Origin of the sequence: Zhihengliuella sp. (assembly GCF_031178195.1) — a bacterium.
Lineage (GTDB): Bacteria > Actinomycetota > Actinomycetes > Actinomycetales > Micrococcaceae > Zhihengliuella.
Genome location: NZ_JAPSJL010000003.1, coordinates 172,350 through 194,171, shown reverse-complemented (window position 1 = coordinate 194,171; position 21,822 = coordinate 172,350). Strand labels below are relative to the sequence as shown.

Annotated in this window: 19 protein-coding genes and 1 tRNA gene; 3 read left to right on the top strand and 17 right to left on the bottom strand. The window is 71.7% G+C overall.

The window, feature by feature from the left end; genetic code table 11:
* Position 1 precedes the first annotated feature (1 nt).
* The 4 genes from sufU to RIN46_RS05940 all read right to left on the bottom strand — a co-directional run bounded on the left by sufU (position 2) and on the right by RIN46_RS05940 (position 3,098).
* Positions 2-466 (bottom strand): Fe-S cluster assembly sulfur transfer protein SufU, encoded by a 465-nt coding sequence (gene sufU / locus RIN46_RS05955; RefSeq protein ID WP_309080389.1) that lies wholly within the window; start codon positions 464-466, stop codon positions 2-4.
* Positions 463-1,767, bottom strand: a complete 1,305-nt coding sequence (locus RIN46_RS05950; protein WP_309080390.1) for a SufS family cysteine desulfurase — start codon at positions 1,765-1,767, stop codon at positions 463-465. Before RIN46_RS05950 ends, sufU begins: the two co-directional genes overlap by 4 nt.
* A gap of 144 nt (positions 1,768-1,911) precedes the next feature.
* Complete coding sequence (gene pth / locus RIN46_RS05945) at positions 1,912-2,490, bottom strand: aminoacyl-tRNA hydrolase (protein WP_309080391.1); 579 nt, start codon at positions 2,488-2,490, stop codon at positions 1,912-1,914.
* 11 nt (positions 2,491-2,501) lie between these two features.
* The gene (locus RIN46_RS05940; RefSeq protein ID WP_309080392.1) at positions 2,502-3,098 is read right to left on the bottom strand and encodes a 50S ribosomal protein L25/general stress protein Ctc; all 597 of its coding nucleotides are present in this window, start codon (positions 3,096-3,098) and stop codon (positions 2,502-2,504) included.
* A gap of 233 nt (positions 3,099-3,331) precedes the next feature.
* Here RIN46_RS05940 and RIN46_RS05935 point away from each other — a divergent pair, with 233 nt between their 5' ends.
* Positions 3,332-3,718 (top strand): PqqD family protein, encoded by a 387-nt coding sequence (locus tag RIN46_RS05935; protein WP_309080393.1) that lies wholly within the window; start codon positions 3,332-3,334, stop codon positions 3,716-3,718.
* 99 nt (positions 3,719-3,817) lie between these two features.
* Here the strand turns inward: RIN46_RS05935 and RIN46_RS05930 are convergent, their stop codons facing one another.
* From RIN46_RS05930 to RIN46_RS05885, 10 genes are all read right to left on the bottom strand, one after another.
* Complete coding sequence (locus RIN46_RS05930) at positions 3,818-4,801, bottom strand: ribose-phosphate diphosphokinase (RefSeq protein WP_309080394.1); 984 nt, start codon at positions 4,799-4,801, stop codon at positions 3,818-3,820.
* Positions 4,802-4,843: 42 nt separating this feature from the next.
* Complete coding sequence (glmU, locus tag RIN46_RS05925) at positions 4,844-6,295, bottom strand: bifunctional UDP-N-acetylglucosamine diphosphorylase/glucosamine-1-phosphate N-acetyltransferase GlmU (protein WP_309080395.1); 1,452 nt, start codon at positions 6,293-6,295, stop codon at positions 4,844-4,846.
* An 85-nt stretch (positions 6,296-6,380) separates the two neighbouring features.
* A tRNA-Gln gene (locus RIN46_RS05920) sits at positions 6,381-6,455 on the bottom strand.
* Positions 6,456-6,636: 181 nt separating this feature from the next.
* Positions 6,637-7,203 carry a hypothetical protein gene (locus RIN46_RS05915; protein ID WP_309080396.1) on the bottom strand — a complete coding sequence of 189 codons (567 nt, stop codon included), beginning with the start codon at positions 7,201-7,203 and terminating at the stop codon, positions 6,637-6,639.
* A 221-nt stretch (positions 7,204-7,424) separates the two neighbouring features.
* Positions 7,425-8,513 (bottom strand): heparan-alpha-glucosaminide N-acetyltransferase domain-containing protein, encoded by a 1,089-nt coding sequence (locus RIN46_RS05910; protein WP_309080397.1) that lies wholly within the window; start codon positions 8,511-8,513, stop codon positions 7,425-7,427.
* Positions 8,514-8,559: 46 nt separating this feature from the next.
* Positions 8,560-9,516 carry a helix-turn-helix domain-containing protein gene (locus tag RIN46_RS05905; RefSeq protein ID WP_309080526.1) on the bottom strand — a complete coding sequence of 319 codons (957 nt, stop codon included), beginning with the start codon at positions 9,514-9,516 and terminating at the stop codon, positions 8,560-8,562.
* A 53-nt stretch (positions 9,517-9,569) separates the two neighbouring features.
* Entirely contained in the window at positions 9,570-11,387 is a 1,818-nt protein-coding gene (locus RIN46_RS05900; protein WP_309080398.1) for an ABC-F family ATP-binding cassette domain-containing protein, read from the bottom strand.
* Positions 11,388-11,419: 32 nt separating this feature from the next.
* The gene (locus tag RIN46_RS05895) at positions 11,420-12,340 is read right to left on the bottom strand and encodes a 4-(cytidine 5'-diphospho)-2-C-methyl-D-erythritol kinase (RefSeq protein WP_309080399.1); all 921 of its coding nucleotides are present in this window, start codon (positions 12,338-12,340) and stop codon (positions 11,420-11,422) included.
* Positions 12,337-13,281: a 16S rRNA (adenine(1518)-N(6)/adenine(1519)-N(6))-dimethyltransferase RsmA gene (rsmA, locus tag RIN46_RS05890; protein ID WP_375141847.1), complete on the bottom strand. Its 945-nt coding sequence runs from the start codon at positions 13,279-13,281 to the stop codon at positions 12,337-12,339. Before rsmA ends, RIN46_RS05895 begins: the two co-directional genes overlap by 4 nt.
* A 137-nt stretch (positions 13,282-13,418) precedes the next feature.
* A complete protein-coding gene (locus tag RIN46_RS05885) occupies positions 13,419-14,579 on the bottom strand; it encodes a transglycosylase family protein (protein WP_309080527.1) in 1,161 nt (386 codons plus the stop codon).
* A gap of 419 nt (positions 14,580-14,998) precedes the next feature.
* On the opposite strand from RIN46_RS05885, the gene RIN46_RS05880 reads away from it, so the two are divergent.
* Positions 14,999-16,210 (top strand): MauE/DoxX family redox-associated membrane protein, encoded by a 1,212-nt coding sequence (locus RIN46_RS05880; RefSeq protein ID WP_309080401.1) that lies wholly within the window; start codon positions 14,999-15,001, stop codon positions 16,208-16,210.
* On the opposite strand, the gene RIN46_RS05875 is transcribed toward RIN46_RS05880, so the two are convergent.
* The 3 genes from RIN46_RS05875 to rsmI form a co-directional block, all read right to left on the bottom strand.
* Positions 16,207-17,121, bottom strand: coding sequence for a TatD family hydrolase (locus RIN46_RS05875; protein WP_375141848.1), 915 nt, complete (start codon positions 17,119-17,121; stop codon positions 16,207-16,209). The two genes, RIN46_RS05880 and RIN46_RS05875, sit on opposite strands and share 4 nt — an antisense overlap.
* A gap of 181 nt (positions 17,122-17,302) precedes the next feature.
* Entirely contained in the window at positions 17,303-18,784 is a 1,482-nt protein-coding gene (locus RIN46_RS05870; protein ID WP_309080402.1) for an NAD-dependent succinate-semialdehyde dehydrogenase, read from the bottom strand.
* 102 nt (positions 18,785-18,886) lie between these two features.
* The gene (rsmI, locus tag RIN46_RS05865; protein ID WP_309080529.1) at positions 18,887-19,765 is read right to left on the bottom strand and encodes a 16S rRNA (cytidine(1402)-2'-O)-methyltransferase; all 879 of its coding nucleotides are present in this window, start codon (positions 19,763-19,765) and stop codon (positions 18,887-18,889) included.
* 242 nt (positions 19,766-20,007) lie between these two features.
* Between rsmI and RIN46_RS05860 the strand changes: the two genes are divergently transcribed.
* Positions 20,008-21,780, top strand: coding sequence for a phospholipid carrier-dependent glycosyltransferase (locus RIN46_RS05860; RefSeq protein WP_309080403.1), 1,773 nt, complete (start codon positions 20,008-20,010; stop codon positions 21,778-21,780).
* Positions 21,781-21,822 lie beyond the last annotated feature (42 nt).

Genomic DNA, 21,822 nt, shown 5'->3' with positions numbered 1-21,822 from the left:
GCTAGGCCTTCGCGGCGTCGAGCAGGGCGTTCTCCGCCGCGACCCAGGACAGCATGGCGCACTTGACCCGCGCGGGGAACTTGGAGACCCCGGCGAATGCGGCGCCGTCGCCGAGCCGTTCCTCGTCCGGTTCGGCCGTCCCGCGGGACCGCATCATCTCGCGGAACTCGTCGATCAGCTCGAGGAGCTCCCCGCGCGTCGTCCCCGCGGCCATCTCGCTGAGGACGGAGGCCGCCGCCATGGAGATGGAGCAGCCGTTGCCCTCCCAACTGACGCGCTCGATGGTGCTCGCGTCCGTGGTCCCGTCGAGCTCGACGCGGAGCCGGATCTCGTCGCCGCAGATCGGGTTGTGCTGGTGGGACTCCCCCGCCGGGTGCCCGGCCTCCGGCTCCGCCAGCGGCTCGCCGACCCGGCGTTTGGCATGGTCCAGGATGATCTGCTGGTAGAGCTGTTCGAGCCCGCTCACGATGTCACTCCAAAGAATCCACGGACGTCGGCGACGGCGCTGAGCAGCGCGTCGACGTCGTCCTCGGTGTTGTACAGGTAGGTGCTGGCGCGGGTGGTCGCCGTCACGCCGAGCGCGCGGTGCAGCGGCTGGGCGCAGTGGTGCCCCACGCGCACGGCGACGCCGCGGCTGTCCAGGAACTGTCCGACGTCGTGCGGGTGGACCCCGTCGACGGCGAAGGTGGCGGTGCCGATCCGCTCCACGGACCCCGGGCCGATGAGGCGGACCCCGTCGATCTCGGTCAGTCCGGCGGCCATCCGCGCCCCGAGGTGCTCCTCCCAGGCGGCGACGCGGTCCATGCCGACCTCGTCGAGGTAGCCGACGGCGGCGGCGAGCCCGATGGTCTGCGCGATCCGCTGCGTGCCGGCCTCGAAGCGGTTCGGCGACGGCAGGAACTCGGCGCGCTCCATGGTGACCGTGGTGATCATGGAGCCGCCCGTGAGGAACGGCGGCATGGCGTTGAGCAGCTCGCGCCGCCCGTAGAGCGCACCGATGCCGGTGGGGCCGAGCATCTTGTGCCCGGAGAATGCCATGAAGTCGACGTCGAGCGCCTTCACGTCCACCGGCAGGTGCGGGACGGACTGGCAGCCGTCCAGGACGGTGAGTGCCCCAACGGCCTTCGCGCGGGCGACGAACGCCGCGACGTCGGTGATGGTGCCGAGCACGTTGGAGACGTGTGTGAAGGCCAGGATCCGCGTGCGCTCGGTGACGACGTCGTCGAGCCGGTCCAGCTCCAGCGAGCCATCGGCGGCGACGGGGATGTAGGCGAGCGTGGCACCGGTGCGGTAGGCGAGCTCCTGCCACGGAATCAGGTTGGCGTGGTGCTCCAGCTCGGTCACGACGATCTCGTCGCCCGGGCCGAGCCTGAACCGCTCGGCGGCCTCGTCGCCGCGGCCGGCGCTCGCGTTGGAGCAGGAGTACGCGACGAGGTTCAGGGCCTCGGTGGCGTTGGAGGTCCAGACGAGCTCGTCGTCGTCCGCGCCGATGAAGCGTGCGACGGCGGTGCGGGCCGCCTCGTACTGGTCCGTCGCCTCGACGGCGAGGGAGTGGGCGCCGCGGTGCACGGCGGCGTTCGCGCGCTCGTAGTAGTGCTGCTCGGCCTCGAAGACGCAGCGCGGCTTCTGACTGGTGGCCCCCGAGTCGAGGTAGACGAGCCCCGGCGTCTGCGTGAGCAGGGGGAAATCGGCGCGGAGCCGGCCGACCTCGGCGGGGGTCAGGCCAATCTCCGGGGAGGCGACGGCTGGGGTCGGAGTTGAATCCACGCGGAGTCCTTTTCTCGCACGCAGCCCGGACACCGCCGGACCGCAATTTCGCTACGTGTCTGTATCCGAATCATCCCACTTCGGCGTGCCGAGCACACCCCAGCGATGCCTTACCTACCCTGGGGGCCAGAGTCCGGCACGGTGCTATCCGGCGAAGCGCTCCTGCGCTGCCTCGAGGCCGCTGGTGACGAGCAGCTCGACGGCGTCCGCGGCGTCGTCGATGAGGAACGGCAGCTCCTTCTTCTCGGCGGTAGAGAAGTCGCGGAGCACGAACGCGGCGGCCTCCATCCGGCCCGGGGGCCGGCCGACGCCGACCCGGACGCGAGGGTAGGCCTTGGTCGCGATGGCCTTGGAGATGTCGCGCAGGCCGTTGTGGCCGTTCTCGCTGCCGCCGAGTTTGACGCGCACGCGGCCGAAATCGACGTCGATCTCGTCGTGCACGGCGATGACGTGCGCGGGATCGACGGAGTAGAACTTGGCGAGGGCGGCGACCGGGCCGCCGCTGAGGTTCATGTACGTCAACGGCTTGGCCAGGACGAGCCGCGGGCCTCCGATGCCGAGGCGCCCCTCGGCGACCTGGGCGCGGGCCTTGTGGGCCTTGAAGTTCGCGCCGAGGCGCACGGCGAGCTCGTCGACGACCTTCTGGCCGATATTGTGCCGATGATGCGTGTAGCCGGGCCCGGGATTGCCGAGCCCGGCTACCAGCCAGGTGTCCTGAGACATGGAGCCCGAGATTACTCGGCGGACTCTGCGGAGGCCTCGGTCTCGGCGGCCTCGTCCGGGGTCTCGGCGCCGCGCGGTGCGTGCACGGTGGCGACGACGGCGTCGGCCTCGGTCAGCAGGGTGGTGCCGGCCGGGAGGACCAGATCGGAGGCGTGCAGCACGTCGCCGACCTCCTTGCCCTGGACGTCGAGGGAGACGTACTCCGGCAGCTGCGTGGCGTCGGCCTCGACGGACACGGTGAAGAGCTCCTGCTCGAGCATGCTGCCCGGCGCGGTCTCGCCCTCGGTGTGGACGTTGACGTCGACCGTGACCTTCTCGCCGCGGTTGACGACCAGCAGGTCGACGTGGACCAGGAAGCCGCGGATGGCCTCGCGCTGGATGTCCTTGGCCAGAGCCAGCTGGGACTTGCCGTCGATCTGGAGGTCGAGCAGGGCGTTCGAGTGGCGGAGGGCCAGCGACGCCTCCTGGGCCGGGAGCAGCACGTGGATCGGGTCGGTGCCGTGGCCGTAGATGACCGCGGGGACCTGGCCGTTGGCACGGGCGCGGCGGGCGTAGCCCTTGCCGAACTCGGTGCGGAGCTCTACCGGGAGCTTGTACTGATCAGACATGGTTTCTCCATCTTCGATGCGGGTCGTGCACGCCCGGGAGCCGATCAGCAGAACGGCCGGCTACGTCGCAGTGCGTAGGCCGGCCGAGAAATCTAGGGACACACCTGTGGTGTCGCTAGCCTCGTCGATCACGGAATCAGCTATTGAGCCATTCCCTCGCCTGGGCATTCGCAGGCCATCCTACCAGCCACGCGGCGTGCCCGCGGCGTGAGCATCCCCACTACGATGGCTTCATGGCTCCCAGCACTTCCGCCCGCCCCGAGGACGGCGCCTCCCGGACTTCGGCACCGGTCCACTACCGCCGTGCCGGCGAGGTCGCCGAGGTCCGCTCCCCGGCCGAGGACCGGCATGCACTCCTGCCCTTGTTCGACATGGACGGACGTCCGCCGCGCGACGCTCCGCAGCCGCTCGTGCTCACCGGGTCCGCCTCCGCCATCTGGGAGGTGCTCGGCAGAATGCCGGACGAGGGCGCCACGGCGGCCACGGTCGCCCGCACCACGGCGGCCGAGTTTGGCGTCGAGCCGGTGGAGATCGAGTCCGACGTGGAGCAGTTCCTGGAGCAGCTCGCCGACGCCGGCCTGGCCGAGCGCCTCCCCGCACGCCGGCACGCCGTCAACTAGCGAGGTCCGCTCCTCCGACAGACGCCGGAAGGCCCGGACGGCGACGCTCGATGAGCGTGCGCGTCCGGGCCTTTCGTCAGGACTCGTCGACGTCGTGCGTCAGTGGGTGACGCCGTCGAACAGGCTGGTGATCGAGCCGTCCTCGAAGACCTCCTTGATCGCGCGGGCCAGCAGCGGTGCGATCGAGAGGACCGTCAGCTGCTCGAAGCGCTTCGAGCTCGGGATCGGCAGGGTGTTCGTGACGACGACCTCGCGCGCACCGGACTCGGCGAGCCGCTGGGCGGCGGGCTCGGAGAAGACCGCGTGCGTCGCGGCGATGATGACGTCCTTGGCGCCGGCCTCCTTCAGGACGCGGACCGCGCCGGAGATGGTGCCGCCGGTGTCGATCATGTCGTCGATCAGGACGCAGGTGCGGCCCTCGATGTCGCCGACCACGGTCTTGGACAGCGCCTGGTTCGGGACCGTCAGGTCGCGGGTCTTGTGCACGAAGGCCAGCGGGACGCCGCCGAGGCGCTCGGCCCACTGCTCGGCGACGCGGACGCGGCCGGTGTCCGGCGAGACGACGGTGACGCTGTCCGAGCCGACGCGGCCGCGGATGTAGTCGGCCAGCAGCGGGATGGCCACCAGGTGGTCCACGGGGCCGTCGAAGAAGCCCTGGATCTGCGCGGTGTGCAGGTCCACGCTGATCACACGGTCGGCGCCGGCGGTCTTGTAGAGGTCGGCGACCAGGCGCGCCGAGATCGGCTCGCGGCCACGGCCCTTCTTGTCCTGCCGCGCATACGGGTAGCACGGGGCGACCACAGTGATGCGGCGGGCGGAGGCGCGCTTCATGGAGTCGATCATGATCAACTGCTCCATGAGCCAGTTGTTCAGCGGCGCCGGATGCGACTGCATGAGGAAGACATCCTTGCCGCGGACCGACTCTCCCGAGCGGACGTAGATCTCACCGTTGGCGAAGTCGTACGCGCTCATGGGCAGCAGGTCGATGCCCAAGTGCTTCGCGACTTCCTCCGCGAGCTCAGGATGGGCGCGGCCTGTGGCCACCACCATCTTCTTGTCTTCTGTGCGGCGGAGTTCGCTCATCGATCCTCTTCCTTGAAACGGGGCGGGGCTTGAGAGGGGGTTCTAGGAATTGCTCGCGGGCTGGCCGGCGGCCTGCGCGGCGGCGCGCGCCGAGTCGGAGCCCGGGCGCTTCGCCTCGGTCCAGCCCTCGGTGTTGCGCTGCGGTGCGACGGACAGTGCGAGCGCGCCGGCCGGGACGTCCTTGCGGACGATGGCCCCGGCGCCGGTGTAGGCGCCGTCGCCGACGGTGACGGGTGCGATGAAGACGGTGTTCGACGACGTCCGCACGTGCGAACCGATGACGGTCTGGTGCTTCTTCTCGCCGTCGTAGTTGGCGGTGATGTTGCCGCAGCCGATGTTGGTGTACTCGCCGATGACGGAGTCGCCGGAGTAGCCCAGGTGGCTCAGCTTGGATCCCTTGCCGATGCGGGCGTTCTTGGTCTCGTAGAAGGCGCCGATCTTGCCGTCCTCGCCCAGGTCCGTCTTGGGGCGGAGGTAGGCGAACGGCCCGACCTTGGCGTTGGCGCCGATGACCGAATCCCTGGCGTCGGTCCGGGTGACGGTGGCGCCCGAGCCGACCTGGACGTCGGTGAGCGTGGTGTCCGGTCCGACGACGGCGTCGGTGCCGACCGCCGTGTGGCCGTGGAGCTGGGTGCCCGGCTTGATCGTGACGTCGTTGCTCAGGGCGACCTGGACGTCGATCCACGTGGAGTCCGGGTCGACGATCGTGACGCCGGCGCGCATCCACTTCGTGAGCGTGCGGCGGTTGAGCTCCTTGCCGAGCGCAGCGAGCTGGACGCGATCGTTGGCGCCCTCGACCTGCCAGGGGTCCTCGGTCACGACGGCGGCGACGCGGCCGCCGTCGTTCCGCGCGATGGAGAGGACATCCGTCAGGTACATCTCGCCCTGGGCGTTCTCCGTGGTCACCTGCTGGAGCGCGGCGCGCAGAACGGCGGCGTCGAACGCGTAGATCCCCGAGTTGACCTCGTCGATGGCGCGCTGGTCCTCGCTGGCGTCCTTGTGCTCGACGATGCCGGCGACCGAGCCGTCGGTGTCGCGGATGATGCGGCCGTAGCCGGTGGGGTCCTCGAGACGGGCCGAGAGGACGGTCGCGGCGTTGCCGCCGGCGTCGTGCTCGGCGACGAGTTCGGTGAGGAGTTCGCCGGTGAGGAGGGGGACGTCGCCGTAGGTGACCACGACGGTGCCCTCGAGGTCCGCGGGCAGCGCCTCGAGGCCGACCTGGACGGCGCGGCCCGTGCCGGGGATCTCGTCCTGGTCGGCGATGATGAGGCTGGGGTCGACCTCGAGGAGGTGCGCGGCGACGCGGTCGCGCTCGTGGCGGACGACGGCGACGAGGCGTTCCGGGGCGAGGCCGCGTGCGGCGGCGATGGCGTGGCCGACCATGGACTTCCCGCCGATCTCGTGCAGGATCTTCGGCTTCGCGGACTTCATCCGGGTGCCAGCCCCGGCTGCGAGGACGATGACGGCTGCCGGTGCGGTGGCTTCCACGCTCAAGTTCTACTCCCTGCGATCGACTGCATGGCCCAGCCTGCGCCGAGCGTCCCCAGTCTAACGGTTGATCGTCCGCGCCCTTCCGGCGTGGTTCCGCCCCTAGGATTCGAACCTAGACTGCACGGCTCCAAAGGCCGGCGTGCTGCCATTACACCAGGGCGGACCGTGATTCACCCCGTGCGGGGCTGGGCACGATCAACCATTCTGCCATATTGGCTGTGACAGAAAGGGGATCAGCAAGAGGTACAGCTACCGGCAGGGATGACCGGCCAATCGAAACGGCCCCGCCCTCCGAAGAGGAAGCGGGGCCGTCGAGTGGCCCGCCGGAGCGGGCCGATAGCCGACTAGGCGGCGCAGATGCTGACGGTCTGACCAAGCACCGTAGCCTGCGTGTTGCTGACGGAGTCCGAGTTCGCACCCGGGCCCGCCTCGGTGAACCCGGCGGGAGCGGAGACGTACGAGAGCGTGTAGTTGCCCAGCAGGTCCGCGTTGATAGCGGCATCGGAGACCGGGACGGAGACCGTGACAGAGGACCCTTCCGCGATCTCGCCCGTGGTGACCAGCTGGATCGAACCGTCGTCCAGGAGGCTCGCCGTCAGGAGATCGGAGGAGCTGATGACGCCGAGGCTCAGCAGCGAACCAGTGGAGAGGTTGAAGATCGTGCCGGCCGGGATCGCACCCGTGGTAGCCGTGATCGTGAACGTCGGGTCGCCAAAGGCGGTGATGTCCGTGAGCGGAATGGTGATGCCGCCGACGCAGGAGCCGGCAACAGTGACGTCGAACGTGGTGGCCGGCGAAGCCGAGGCCATCGGGGCGGCGACGGCCGCGGCGATGACGGGCATGGACCAGGCGGCGGCCTTGGTGACGGAACGGCGGCTGAGGCCGGACGTGGTGAATTCTTCGTTGGACATGCGGTGTCGCTCCTTGAAGTCGATGTGGAAGAGACCCATGCCGCGCCGTGCCGGCCCAGCAATCCCCCCGTTGTGGTGAACCGCACCCAGTCAAACCTCAAGCTCCGCCCAAATTGTCATGAATTGCCCAGTTTGGCGTAAATCACCAGCATTCTTGGCGTGAATCGTACTTTCTCAGTGGTTCTGCTCCATCCACCGCACGAACCGTGGGGCGTCAGCCGTCACTGGGTGAGGCGGACGGGACGGCCCGAGGCCCAGGCGACTGCGGCCTCGAGCGGCCCCTGCCCGGAGATCCAGCGGGTCCACGCCCATGCGAAAAGAAGCGAGAGTCCTGTCGCCCCCAGGAGCAGCAACCACGAGGAGATGGAGCCGGTCGCAGCACGCACGAGGCCGAACAGGACGATCTGCAGCGTGTAGATCGTCAGCGGCATCCGTCCAGCCCACTCGAGGGGAGCGAGCACGCGCAGCACGCCACGGCCCGCCGCGTGCCGCTCCAGCAGCAGGAGTGCCCCGACCAGGCCGACGGCGCACCCGAGCGCCACGAGGTTTCCGGCGGGTTCGGCCGAGCCCGGGTGCGGCCACGACCCCGTCGCGAGGGCCGCGCCCAGCCCGACGACACCGAGTACCCCTCCGGTCAGGACCAGCCGGAGCGGCGTCCTGGTACCGCGCACGTCCGACCGCGCGATAATCAGGCCGGCGAGCGCGAAGAACAGGAACAGGGCCGCCCAGTAGTGCGGGCCGAGGACGAACCAGGAGACGAGCCTCACCAGCACGGGGTCGTCCGCCGCCCACACCATCAAGCCCTCCCGTTCGGCCCAGCCCTTCAGCAGGGGCGAGGCGATCAGGGCGGCGGTCGCGAGCACGCCCAGCACCCAGCGTGGGGCGAACAGCAGCGGCACCAACAGCACGATCACGATGCCGATGTAGTCGATGACGACAGCGATGCCGGAATTGACCTGCCACAGTGCCAGTCCCAGCACGACGAGCACCAGGCCCCGGCGGAGGATCTGCCAGCGCAGGCTCCAGCGGGCGCCCCCGGCCGGATTGCCCCCGCCCGTCATGAGACCGAGGGAGACGCCGGCCAGCATGACGAAGAGCGGGGCCGTCACCTGCGCGGCGGCCGCCATTGCTTTGAGCGCCAGGGAGCTCTCCGGGCCGACCGGTGCGGCGTGGGCGAAGAACATGCCGAGGATCGCCACGCCACGGGCGAGGTCGAGCGCGGAGACGCGCGCGCCCGGCGGCGTCGAGGCGGAGAATGCCCCGTGGCCCCGCGCGCGTGCCGACGTCGAACCGCTGCTGGTCTGGGTCATGGCTGCGATTCTTCCCTGCCGGGAGCCGGGCCGCCAGTGGGCGCGGTCACCGATCGTCCCCGGAGCGCCGCTGGCGGATCGCTGCCGGCGTCCCCCAGCCCAAGGCCGTGAGCGCGCGGCGCATCAACGGCGCCGAGCCGAACCCGGCGTAGTAGGCCACCTGCGGAATCGTCAGGACGTCGTACTGCGAGTCGGTGAGCAGCTGGACGGCGAGCTCGGCGCGTAGCCGTCGCAGCGTCGCGGCCACGGAGGTCCCGTTCCGGCAGAACTCCCGCTGCAGGTTTCGCAGGGAGACATTGAGCTCGCCGGCGACCCGCTCCGGAGTCAGATCGTGGTCCCCCCGCAGCGCGGTCATCAGGGAGAGCGCCCGGTCGTAGATCCCGGGCTGGCTCTCCTGCGCTGCCGCGCCGACCCTCCGGTTGGACAGCAGCACTGCCGCGGCCATCTCCTGCACCAGCTTCTCCAGGAAGTAGGCGTCCAGCGGCCCGACCGCCCCCTCGATGCCCGCCATGGCCTCGAGGAACGCCAGGACCGGCGCACGGAGCGCCGAATCGTTGCGCAGCCGGCCGTCGACGGACTCCTGCCGAATCCCGAACTCGTCCGCCAGTTCCAGGGGCACGCCGACCATCAGGAGCTCAACTGATCCGTGCCAGGTCAGCCCGTAGGGCTCCGTGGACCGGTAGAGGAACATCTCCCCGCCCTCGACGGAGAACGCCGGCCCGTCCTCCGGGACGACGTCGAGCCGTCCGGACTCGACGCGCGCGAAGACCAGCTGCCGGTCGTCGTCCACTGGCTCGAGCCGGCCCTGCCCCGCGCGCACCACGGCTCGGAGGATGTTCACGGCGCCGATGTCCAGGCGGTCCACCGTGGCACCCCAGCTCGGCTGCCGGGGCGCGACCAACCCGAAGGCGCCGCGCTCCCCGATCCGGCTCACGACGCCGCCGACGGTCACGCTGTCCGCCGTGAACACGATGCGCCGGCGCCGCACGGTCCGCTGCCTCATCTCCGCCACGCCCATTCGATCCCCCTGCTCTCCAGGCTCCCGGCCGTTCCCCGCTAGCCCTCCGCGATCTCCGCGGCCTCGAGCCACTCCAACTCGAGTTCCTCGCGCTGGTCCTTGAGCTCGCCCACCTGCTTGGTCAACGCCGTCAGCCGCTCGAACTCCAAGGCCTCGGAGGCCTGGGCCATCTCCACCTCGAGCGCCTCGATGGACGCCCCGAGCCTGGCCATCTGCTTGTCGAGGCGGTTCAGTGTCTTGCGCGCCTCGCGCTTGTCCGCCTCAGCGTACGACGCCGTGGCCGCCGATCCGCCGGAGGACGCGGGTGTCGTGGTGTTGGAGCCGATGCCCCCGGCCGACTCGGCCTCCGCCCGCAGCTGCAGGTACTGCTCCACGCCGCCGGGCAGGAAGCGGATCCTCCCGTCGCCGAGCAGGGCCAGCTGGTAGTCGGTGACGCGCTCGAGCAGATAGCGGTCGTGGCTGACGACCACCAGTGTGCCCGGCCAGCCGTCCAGCAGGTCCTCGATCGCGGCGAGCGTGTCCGTGTCCAGGTCGTTGGTCGGTTCGTCCAGCATCAGGACGTTCGGCTCCCCGATCAGCAGGCGCAGCAGCTGCAGCCGGCGCCGCTCGCCGCCGGAGAGCTCCTTGATCCGGGTCCACTGCTTCTGCTGGGAGAATCCGAGCTGCTCCACCAGCTGCCCGGCCGAGATCTCCTTGCCGTCCACCTGGAAGTGGTTGCGCTCGCGTTGGATCAGCTCGATCACGCGCTGCTCCCCCAGCTCCTCGAGCTCGCGGACCTCCTGGGTCAGCACGGCGGTCTTCACGGTCTTGCCGCGCTTCATGCGGCCGGACGTCGGCTCGATCTCGCCGTTGAGCAACCGCAGCAGCGTGGACTTTCCGGCACCGTTGACGCCGACGATCCCGACGCGCTCCCCCGGCGCCAGGCGGAGGGTGATGTCGTCGAAGAGGGGGCGGCCGCCGTCGTTCCCGAAACTGAGGGACACGTCCTCCAGGTCGATCACGTCCTTGCCCAGCCGGGCCGTGGCCATCTTGGCCAGCTGCATCGAGTCGCGCGGCTCCGGGACATCGGAGATGAGCTCGTTGGCCGCGTCGATGCGGAACTTGGGCTTCGAGGTCCGCGCGGGCGCGCCGCGGCGCAACCAGGCGAGCTCCTTCTTGACCAGCTGCTGGCGTTTGTTCTCGACGACGGCGGCCATGCGGTCCCGTTCGGCGCGGGCGAGCACGTACGCGGCGTATCCGCCGTCGAACCCGTCGACGACGCCGTCGTGCACCTCCCACGTGCGGGTGCTGACCTCGTCGAGGAACCAGCGGTCGTGGGTGACCACCAGCAGGCCACCCTGATTGGGGCGCCAGCGCTGCTGGAGGTGCTTCGCCAGCCAGGCGACGCCCTCGACGTCGAGGTGGTTGGTGGGCTCGTCGAGCATGATGATGTCGTGGTCGCCGATGAGCAGCTTCGCCAGGGCCACGCGGCGGCGCTGTCCGCCGGAGAGGGACGAGACGGTGGCGTGCCAGTCGACCTCGGCGACGAGCCCGCCCATGACGTCGCGCACGCGGGGGTTCGACGCCCACTCATGGTCCGCGGCATCGCCCACGATCGCCTCGCCGACCGGCAGGTCGCCGTCGAGCACGTCCAGCTGGTTCAGGTAGCCGACGCGCAGACCGCTGCGGTGGGTGACCTGACCCTCGTCCGGCGTCTGCTGGCGCGCCAGGAGGCGCATCAGCGTGGACTTGCCGTCGCCGTTGCGCCCGACCATGCCGATCCGGTCGCCGTCGTCCACGCCGACGGTGAGGCCGTCCAGGACGGTGCGCGTGCCGAAGGAGATGCGCAGGTTCTGCGCGCCGAGCAGGTGTGCCAAGTGGTGTCCTTTGCGGTGTGGGTGTCGGTGGGCTAGATCAGCGCCGCGCCGCGGACCGGCCCGTGGACCGGGTAGGCGGCGACGCCCGGCGCGTCGGCCAGCTGGAGCGCCAGCTCGTCGGCGTGCACGGGATCGGCCGCCAGCAGCGCCGCCGTCGGGCCCGAGCCGGAGACGAGGGCCGCGAGGGCCCCGGCCGTCAGCGCCTCGGCGAGGACGTCGCCGAGTTCCGGCGCCAGGGACAGCGCGGCGGGCGCCAGGTCGTTGGCGGCCAGTCGGGCCAGCTCGTCGGTGTGGCCGTGGACGAGCGCGTGGACGACGGCGGAGTCGACCTCGGTGGGCGTGGCGACGTCGTCGTCCGCCCGGAGCGCGTCGAGCTGGGCGAACACCTGGGGCGTCGACAGGCCGTAGGAGGCGGGCAGGACCACCCAGTGGGTGCGCTCGCGCGCCAGCAGGGGCGAGAGCCGGTCCCCGACGCCGAGTCCGACGGCGGCGCCGCCCGTGATCGCGAACGGCACGTCGGCACCCAGCCGGGAGCCGAGCTCGCAGAGCTGCTCCCGGTTCAGGCCGGTCTCCCAGAGCGCGTTGCAGGCCACCAGCGTGGCCGCCGCGTCCGCGGATCCCCCGCCCATCCCGCCGGCGATGGGAACGCGCTTGGTGACCGTCAGGTCCACGCCGCGCTCGATGCCGGTGTGCCGGGCGAGCAGGGTCGCCGCGCGGATCACCAGGTTGTCGGGGCCGAGGGGGAAGTCCTCGGGGTCGCGCACCGCGGTGGACTCCTCGCCGAGGCGGACGGTGATGCCGTCGTCCTCGCGTGCGGTCGCCTCGACGTCCTCGTAGAGGCTCACGGCCAGGTAGAGGCTGGCGACGTCGTGGTAACCGTCCGGGCGGGGCGGCCCCACGCGGAGGTGGACGTTGATCTTGCCCGGCGCGCGGGCGGTGACGGTCTCCCTCACGGGCCCTCCCCTCCCGCGTCAGCGGCTGCGTCGCCGGCAGCGGGGGCGGCGCCCCGGTGGGCAGCGATCGCGGCGAACTCCTCGATGCCGAGCTTCTCCCCGCGCGCCTGCGGATCGACCCCGGCGGCCCGGAGCGCCGCCTCGGCCGCGGCGCCGCCGCCGGCCCAGCCGGACAGGGCCGCGCGCAGGGTCTTCCGCCGCTGGGCGAAGGCGGCGTCGATGACGGCGAAGACCTCCTCGCGGGACGCCGTCGTGACGGGCGGCTCGTGCCGCTCGAAGCCGACGAGGCCCGAGTGGATCTTGGGGGCGGGCCAGAAGACGTTCATGCCGATGACCCCGGCCTTGCGCATGTCCGCGTACCAGGTGGCCTTGACACTGGGCACGCCGTAGATCTTGCTGCCCGGCTTCGCCGCGAGCCGATCGGCGACCTCGTCCTGGACCATGACCAGACCGCGGCGCAGGGTCGGGAAGTGCTCCAGCAGGTGCAGCACCACGGGAACGGCGACGTTGTAGGGCAGGTTCGCGACCAGGGCGGTGGGCTCGTGGGGCAGCTCGGTGACGCGCATGGCGTCGGCGAGGACGACGTCGAGCGCGTCGGCCCTCGCCGGGCGCAGCTCCTGGACCGTCCGCGGCAGACGGGCCGCCAGCTTGGGATCGATCTCGACGGCGACGACGCGCTCGGCGGCGTCGAGCAGGCCCAGTGTCAGCGACCCGAGTCCGGGGCCGACCTCCAGCACCGTCTCCGCCGGTCCGAGGTGCGCGGCGGCGACGATCCGGCGGATGGTGTTGCCGTCGATCACGAAGTTCTGCCCGAGCGTCTTGGTGGGCCGCACGCCGAGCTCGTCGGCCAGGCGGCGGATCTCGGTGGCGCCGAGGAGCGGTGCGGCGGCGGTCTCGCCGGCGGGCGGGGTCGTGTCGGCGTCGGAAGTCACGGGGTCCATCCTAGTCGTTGGGCTCCGCCGCGGGACGGCAAAGCGGAAACGCGACCGCGCCCGCCCCGCCGCCTCGGGGCGGTGGGACGGGCGCGGTGCGTGCAGGTGCCTCTGCGGTCACCCGCGGCAGGACTGCTGCTGGGGGATCAGCGCAGGCCGAGCTTGGCGGAGCAGTGCGGCCAGTGGCCCCAGCCGCCGTTGGCGCGCAGGCGCTCGGCGGTGGCGATCTGCTCGGACGGGCTGGCCTGGTGCGGCAGCGGCGCGTACTGGGTGCCGCCCGCGGCGGCCCAGCTGGAGGCGCTGAACTGCAGGCCGCCGTAGTAGCCGTTGCCGGTGTTGATGGACCAGTTGCCGCCGGACTCGCACTTGGCGAGCGCGGCCCAGGCGCCGGAGGACGGGCCGGACGCGGTGGTGCCGCCGGACGAGGAGGAGGACGAGGAGGAGGACGACTTCGGCTCGGGCTTGGGCTCCTCGCGCTTGGTGCCGACCTTGATGACCTCGGTGACCGGCTTCTCGGCGACCTTCGTGTCGACGACCTCGGTGCTCTCGACCTCGCCGTCGTGCAGCGTGACCTGGCTGGTGATCTCGCGGACGCCGTCGACGCCCTCGGTCTCGACCTCGGTGTCGCCACGGTCCATCGAGGAGTCCTCGACCTTCTCGGTCTCGTGCGGGATCGCCTCGGTGGCGGTGCGGGTCTCGGTGGTGACGCGGACGACGGTGATGGCGGTGCCGTCCTCGAGGGCCGTCGCCGTGTCGGCCGGCTCGACGATGTCGGCCTCGCCGACCTCGATCTCGGCGTCCGCGAGCGCATCGGCGATGGTGAGGCCGGTGGTCTGGAGCGTCTGCTCCTCGCCGCCGACCGTCAGGGTCACGCTCTTGGGGGTCTGCACCTCGATCGGGGTGCTCAGCGAGGCGAGCTCCATGCCGGAGCCGAGGGAGATCTCCGCCTCGTCGTTGACGCCGAGCTGCTTCATGACGTCGGCGACCGTGAGGCCGGTGGTGCCGACCGTCCGCTTCTCGCCGTCGATCATGACCTCGACCGTCTTGTGGCGGTTGACGGTCACGGTGCTGCCGTCGTCGATCGCCGCGTCGAGGGCGGGGGCGACCTCGTCGTTCGCGGCGAGCTCGATCTCGGAGGCCTCGAGCGCGTCGGCCACGGTCCCGCCGAAGGTCGTGACGCTCTGGGTCTCGCCGTCGACCGTGACGTCGATGGTCTTGGAGGCGCCCACGTAGGCGACGACGCCGAGGATCAGCGCCGTGAGGACGACGGCCTGGGCCGCGACCTTGGCCCAGCGATTACGGAACATGTTCTTCAAGGGTTTCCCAACTTCGGTTCTGCCCGGCTACGGGGAAACAGCGCGGCAGGGCTCCTCCGCAACGAGTCTCACGTGCGGACCTGCCGGCCTGGCCGACGTCTCCATCGATCGCAGCGACACAGCCGGACCCGCACGCGGTGCCCCGAGGGCCGGACCAAGCGTCGCCCCCGGGGGCCGGCGCGGGGTCGCCCTCGCGGAGGCCACCGCGCTTGGACACACGAACGGAGCGTCCAAGCAGGATTGCTATGTGGTTGTCTCGCACGAGCGATGAACACCCGAGACCTTCCCCGATCCCGGCTATTTGAGGTTAACCGTAACCTTTCCGTTATCAAGTCACAATCGCTGGAGTCTCCCCTCGGGCCGAATCTTGAGGTTGAAGGCTCCCCGCGGCTCAGTGGGACAATGGCCGCATGACGCCATTCGCGCTAGTCACGCCGCCCCTGGTCCTCGCCGTCGTCCTGATTGTCGCCGGCGTGGCGAAAGTCATGACGAAATCTCGCCGGGAGGCCGCAACCGAGCTGTTATCGGCCCCGGGCCTGCCGTCGGTGGTGAACGCGCCGTGGGTCCGTCGACTGCACCCCTGGCTGGAGGTCCTGCTCGGCCTGGCCCTCCTCGCCCCGTGGCCGGGCAACCTGGCCGCGGCCGTCCTGGCCCTGCTCCTGTGCGGCTTCTACACGTGGCTGGTGGCGAAGCTGGTACGCGCCGACGAGCCCCAGGAGTGCGCCTGCTTCGGGGCGCTCTCCCGCGGCCCGGTGGGCCGCCGGGACCTGGTGCGCAACATCGGCCTGGTGGCGCTGGGCGCCCTCGCGGTCCTGTGGGCCGCCCTCGGCCGGTCGGTCCCGGCCGATCTGGGCGCATTCGGCCCATCGGACTGGTGGTGGTTCGCGGCGGTGCTGCTGGCGGTCGCGGTCCCGCTGGCCTGGCGCGTCTCCGCGGATCGCGGGCGCGAGCGGCAGGCCCAGGACGCACCCCAGGCCCCCACCGTCGCTGCCGAGACCCGCCCCGGGCCTGCCGGCGGCACCGAGCAGGAACCCGGGACGTCGGAGGGGGCCCTGGCCGTGCCCGAGACGGACGGAGCGGAGGACGCCCCGGCCGCGGAGGCCGTCCAGCACGTGCGCTGGCTGCTGTCCGACCAGTCGCCCCCGACGTCGATGGAGGAGGCCCAGCCGGAGGACCTGACCGGGGTCCCGCTCCCGGACGTGATGGTCCGCCCGATCGACGGAGAGGCACTCGTCGGCCTCCGCCAGGTGGCCCCGCGCCGGGCGATGCTGCTGGTCCTGGTGCGTCCTGCCTGCCAAGCGTGCAACCAGGTGCTCGCCGAGCTCGAGGGATGGCGCTCCGCGTGGGGCGACCGGGTGGACGTCCGACTCCTGGTCTCCCGCGACCCCGAGCGGTTCCTCGAGGAGCATCCGGACCTCCGGCCGCTGGTCCTGGAGGACCCCAGCCGGGCGATCCAGCGGCTCCTCGGCGTCCGCTACACGCCGTCGGCGCTGCTGGTGGCCCCGGACGCCTCGATCGCGGCCGGGCCGACCACGGGCCCGGAGTACATCTCCGGCCTCGCCGACGTCATCACGGGCTCCATCGCCCCGGCGTCCGCGGCGCCGGTCGACTCCGGTCGCTAGAACTCCCCGTACACCCGGCGCGTGGTGTCGGCGAGGATGGTGCACCACTCGGCCAGGTCCCGGTCCAGATGCCGGGCCATGAAGCGCACCGTGTAGGGGATCATGTAAGCGGCGTTCGGGCGCCCGCGGTACGGGTGGGGCGTCAGGTACGGGGCGTCGGTCTCCACCAGGACCAGGCTCGGGTCCGCTACCAGCAGGGCGTCCTGCAGGTCGGTGGAGTTCTTGAACGTGACGGTCCCGGAGAAGGACATGAACCAGCCGTGCTCGTTGCAGATGCGGGCGAGTTCGGCGTCGCCGGAGAAGCAGTGGAAGACCACGCGGTCCGGCAGCTGCACGCCGCTCGTGAGGACGTCCACGACGTCGGCGTGCGCGTCGCGGTCGTGGATCTGCAGCGCCTTGCCGCGCCGTGCGGCGATCTCGAGGTGGGCGAGGAACGACTCCCGCTGCACGGCTCGGCCCTCGGGGCCGGTGCGGAAGTAGTCCAGTCCGGTCTCCCCCACCGCGCGAACGCGCTCGTGCCCGGCCAGTTCGTCGATCTCGGCGATCGCCCCGGCGAGCTCCCCGCGCTCGGCGAGCGCGGGGACGTCGTTCGGGTGGAGGGCGACGGCGGCGAGCAGGCGGCGGTCCGCCGCGGCGGCCTCGACGGCGAACCGGGAGGACTGGACGTCGCACCCCACCTGCACGGCACCGGGGACCCCGACGGCCTCCGCGGCGTCGAGGGCGTCCCGGATGCCAACGGTCACCCAGCCACCGCGGAAGTCCAGGTGCGTGTGGTTGTCCGGTACCGCGACCGGGAGCGGCTCCGGGGCCGGCGGGTAGTTCTTGCGCTTGTCCACCGGTTCGCCCTCCGGGGGCGCGTAGGCGGTCGGAACGGACCCGGGATTCACTGCACCATCAGACACGCCGTCCATCCTAGCGGGGGCGGCCGGAGGCCCGGCGTGCGGCGCCGGTCGCGCGTCGGCCGTCCGGAGGAGGCGGGCACGACAGAGGCGGCGGGGCGTGCGGATCGCTGTCCGCTCGCCCCGCCGCCTCTGCGATGAGCGAGTCCCGCTCGAGTCGTGACGACCGGCCTCTCGGCCGGCCGCCGGCCGGCTACTCGGCGTACGGGTCGGCGATGCCGATGTACTGGACGGTGCTGTACTCGGCGATGCCCTCGGCGCCGCCCTCGCGGCCCAGGCCGGACTGCTTGACGCCGCCGAATGGGGCCGCCGCATTGGAGATGACGCCGGCGTTGAAGCCGACCATGCCGAACTCGATCTGCTCCGCGACACGGAACATGCGGGCGTAGTCCTGGGTGAAGAGGTAGGAGGCGAGGCCGTACTCGCTGGCGTTCGCCAGCCGGATAGCCTGCTCCTCCGTCTCGAACGTGGTCACGGGGGCGACCGGGCCGAAGATCTCCTCGTTCAGGATGGCCGCGTCGTTCGGGACGTTGCCGAGCACGGTCGGGGCGTAGAAGTAGCCGTCCCCGTCGATCGGCTCGCCGCCGCAGACCGCCTCGGCTCCGGCCGAGACGGCCGCCGAGACGAGCTGGTGCACGTCGTCGCGCGCGCCGCCGTCGATCAGCGGGCCGACCGTGGACGAGTCCTCGGTGCCGCGGCCCGGCTTCAGGCGGCCCATGGCCTCGGCGAACTTGCGGGTGAACTCCTCGGCGATCGTGTCCTGGACCAGGAAGCGGTTGGCCGCGGTGCAGGCCTCGCCCATGTTGCGCATCTTGGCCGCCATGGCGCCCTCGACGGCCTTGTCCAGATCGGCGTCCTCGAAGACGATGAACGGCGCGTTGCCGCCCAGCTCCATCGACGTGCGCAGCACGTTGTCCGCGGCGTCCTTGAGCAGCTGGCGGCCGACCGGCGTCGAGCCCGTGAAGGACACCTTGCGCAGGCGGCGGTCCTTCATGATGGGGCCGGAGATCGCCGAGGCGCTGTTGCCGGAGACCACGTTGAGGACGCCGGCCGGCAGGCCCGCCTCGAGCATGACGGCCGCGAAGAGCTGGCTGGTCAGCGGCGTCAGCTTGGCCGGCTTCAGCACCATGGTGCAGCCGGCGGCGACGGCCGGGCCGACCTTGCGGGTGGCCATGGCCAGCGGGAAGTTCCAGGGGGTGATCAGCAGGCAGGGGCCGACCGGCTTGTTCTGCACGAGGATCTTGTTCTTGCCCTCGGGGGTGGTGAGGTAGCGCCCGTAGTCGCGCACGGCCTCCTCGGAGAACCAGCGCAGGAACTCGTTGCCGTAGGCGACCTCGCCCCGGGCCTCGGCCAGCGGCTTGCCCATCTCCAGCGTCATCAGCAGCGCGAAGTCCTCGGCGCGCTCGTTGATGAGCTCGAACGCGCGGCGCAGAATGTCGGAGCGGACCCGCGCCGGCGTGCGGGCCCAGTCGGCCTGGGCGGCGTCGGCGGCGTCGAGCGCCGCCTTGGCGTCCTCGCTCGTCGCGGACGCGAGCGTGGCGATGACCTTCCCGGTAGCCGGATCATGCACGTCGAACGTGCCGCCGTCGGACGCGTCGCGCCACTCGCCGTCGATGAGCAGTCCGGTGGGGACCGAAGCCAGCAGGGCAGCCTCGCGCTCGGGGCTAATCGTCATTGGTAACTCCCGGAGGTCGTAAATGAATGCGTGTCACCAAATTTACGGTACGCGCCGGACAACCGGAAACCGCGTGAACCCGCTCGCGCCGCTTCCGCCGCGCTACTTCCCGCGCGCGGCCACCACTGCCGCGTAGAGCTCGCGCTTGGAGACGCGGTCCCGCTCGGCCACGGCGGCGACCGCGTCCTTCAGGCGCATGCCGGAGGACATGAGCTGCTCGACCGCGGCGACGTGGTCGACGTCGTCCGTCTCCTCCTCGGCGGTGCTCCCGGCGACGACGACGGCGATCTCGCCGCGGACGCCGTCGGAGGCCCAGTCCGCGAGCTCGTCCAGGGCACCGCGCCGGACCTCCTCGTGGAGCTTGGTGAGCTCGCGGGCGACGGCCGCGCGGCGGGCCGGGCCGAAGGCCTCGGCGAGCGCGCGGAGCATCGCCTCGAGCCGGTGGGGCGCCTCGAAGAAGACCATGGTGCGCCGCTCGCCGGCCAGATCGGCGAGGCGGGAGGAGCGGTCCCCCGGCTTGCGGGGCAGGAAGCCCTCGAAGGTGAACCGGTCCGTCGGCAGGCCGGAGAGGGCCAGGGCAGTGAGGACGGCGGAGGGCCCCGGGGCGGCGGTGACCGTGACCCCGGCCTCGACGGCCGCCTCGACCAGGCGGAAGCCCGGGTCGGAGACCGCGGGCATCCCGGCGTCGGAGACCACCAGCAGCGTGGCTCCGTCCTCGACGAGGCGCAGCAGGTCCGCGATCCGGTGGGACTCGTTGTGCTCGTGGTAGCTGATCAGCCGGCCGGGAACCCGGACGCCGAGCGCGTTGGCCAGATGGAGGAGGCGCCGGGTGTCCTCGGCGGCGACCACGTCCGCCGTCGTCATGTACTCGATCAGGCGCGGGGACGCGTCCGAGAGATTGCCGATCGGCGTCGCCGCGAGCACGATCCGGCCCCCGCCGTCGCCCGCGACGGCGGGGGCATCGTCTGCGACGTGGTCCAGCGGTTCGGTATCCGCCGGTTCGGTGTCCGCGGGATCGATCCCGGCGGGCGTGCCGCCGGAGGGGTCGATGATGTCGTCGGAGGAGTTCGTCGGGTCGGCCACCGGGTCAGCCTACCGCGCCGCCCCCGCGGGCCGCCCCCGGAAAACGCCTGCGGGCATCGGCGCCGCCAAACGGCGGTGTGGAACCGCGGAGCCGGGCCGCGAAGCGCTAGATCAGGGGCGGGCCCCGCTAGGGTGATTGCGTGAGGAGCTGGATCGCACCCCCGGAGGACAAGGCCTCGGCCGAGGCCCTGCAGCGGCGACTGCTGGGACGTCCCACGCCCGGAACAGGCCCCCGGCGTCTGCCGCGCGGGCGGCGACCGCGGGCCCTGTCGTCCGCCGGACGCGTGCGGACCGCCTCGGCACGGTTGAGCCCCTGGCTGATGCACCACGCCGCCTGGCTGCTGCCCGTCCTCATCACTGCACTGGCCGCCTGGCTGCGGCTGTCGCAGCTGGACCAGCCGCACGATCTCACCTTCGACGAGACGTACTACGTCAAGGACGCGTTCACGCTCCTGCAGTCGGGCTACGAGCGGCAGTGGCCGGACGAGGGCGCCGACGAGCAGTTCCTCGCCGGGGAGCCGCACCCCCTCGGCGAACCGTCCTACGTGGTGCATCCGCCCCTCGGGAAGTGGCTGATCGGGCTCGGCATGCTCGTGTTCGGCACGGACAACGGCCTCGGCTGGCGCTTCGCGTCCGCCCTCGCCGGGACCCTCTCGGTCCCCCTGGTCTACCTCGTGGGCCGGCGCCTGCTGGGCTCCGCCGCGCTGGCCTCCGTCGCGGCGCTCCTGACGGCGGTGGACGGCCACCACCTCGTCATGTCCCGTACGGCGCTGCTGGACATCTTCCTCATGCTCTTCGTCCTCGCCGCCTTCTATGCGCTGCTCCGGGACCGGGAGGACGGGCGCCGGCGTCTGGCCGCCGCGCTCTCGCACGCCGGCTCCCCCGGCCGATCCGCGCGCACCGGGAGGGCGGGGCGCCCGCCCTCCGAGCCACCGTTCCTCTACGGGCCGTGGCTGCTGTGGCGCCCGTGGCGGCTCGGGGCCGGCCTCCTGCTCGGCGCCGCGGTCGGCGTGAAGTGGTCCGCGCTGGCCTTCGTGGCCGTCTTCGGCCTGCTGACCGTGCTCTGGGATGTCGCGGCGCGCCGCGCCGCCGGCGTCCGGCACTGGATGGCCGCCGGTCTGCTCCGCGAGGGGATCCCCGCCTTCCTCACGCTCGTCCCCGCGGCCGCAGCGGCGTATCTGGCGTCCTGGTCCGGCTGGCTGGCCGCGCCGGGCGGCTACGACCGGCAGTGGGCCGCCGAGCACCCGGAGCAGGCGTGGCCGCTGGTGCCGGACGCGGTCCGCTCGCTGTTCGAGTACCACCGCAGCGCCTTCGAGTTCCACGGCGGGCTCGACTCGGACCACTCGTGGGAGTCCGGCCCGGAGACGTGGCTCCTCGCGGGACGGCCGGTGCTGTTCCACTTCGAGACCGTCGAGGGCGGCCAGGGGTCCTGCGCCTGGGAGAGCTGCACCTACGCCATCACCGACCTGCCCAACCCGGTGCTGTGGTGGTCGGCCGCGCTGGCGCTGCTGGTAGTCCTCTTCTCCTGGGCCGGGCGCCGCGACTGGCGGGCCGGCGCCGTGCTCGCCGGCGTCGCCGCCGGCTTCGTTCCCTGGTGGTTCTTCCCGGACCGCACCATGTTCTTCTTCTACACGATCGCCTTCCACCCGTTCCTGATGCTGGCGGTCTCCTATGTCATCGGGCTCGTGCTGAACCCGGCGGCCAGCCGGTCCTCCGCCCCCGGACGGACCGCCCCCGGGGTTGTCCTCCCGCGCCCGGGCGAGCTCGAGCAGCGGCGGGTGGGCGTCGCCGTCGTCGGGGTGTACCTGGCGGTGGTCCTCGCCGTGTCGGCGTTCTTCCTCCCGGTGTGGACCGGGCAGCCGATGGGGCCCGACGGGTGGCATCTGCGTCTGTGGCTGCCCTCCTGGGGCTGAGCCCCGGGCCGGGCCGCCCACCGGCGGCGGGGACGCCCGGCG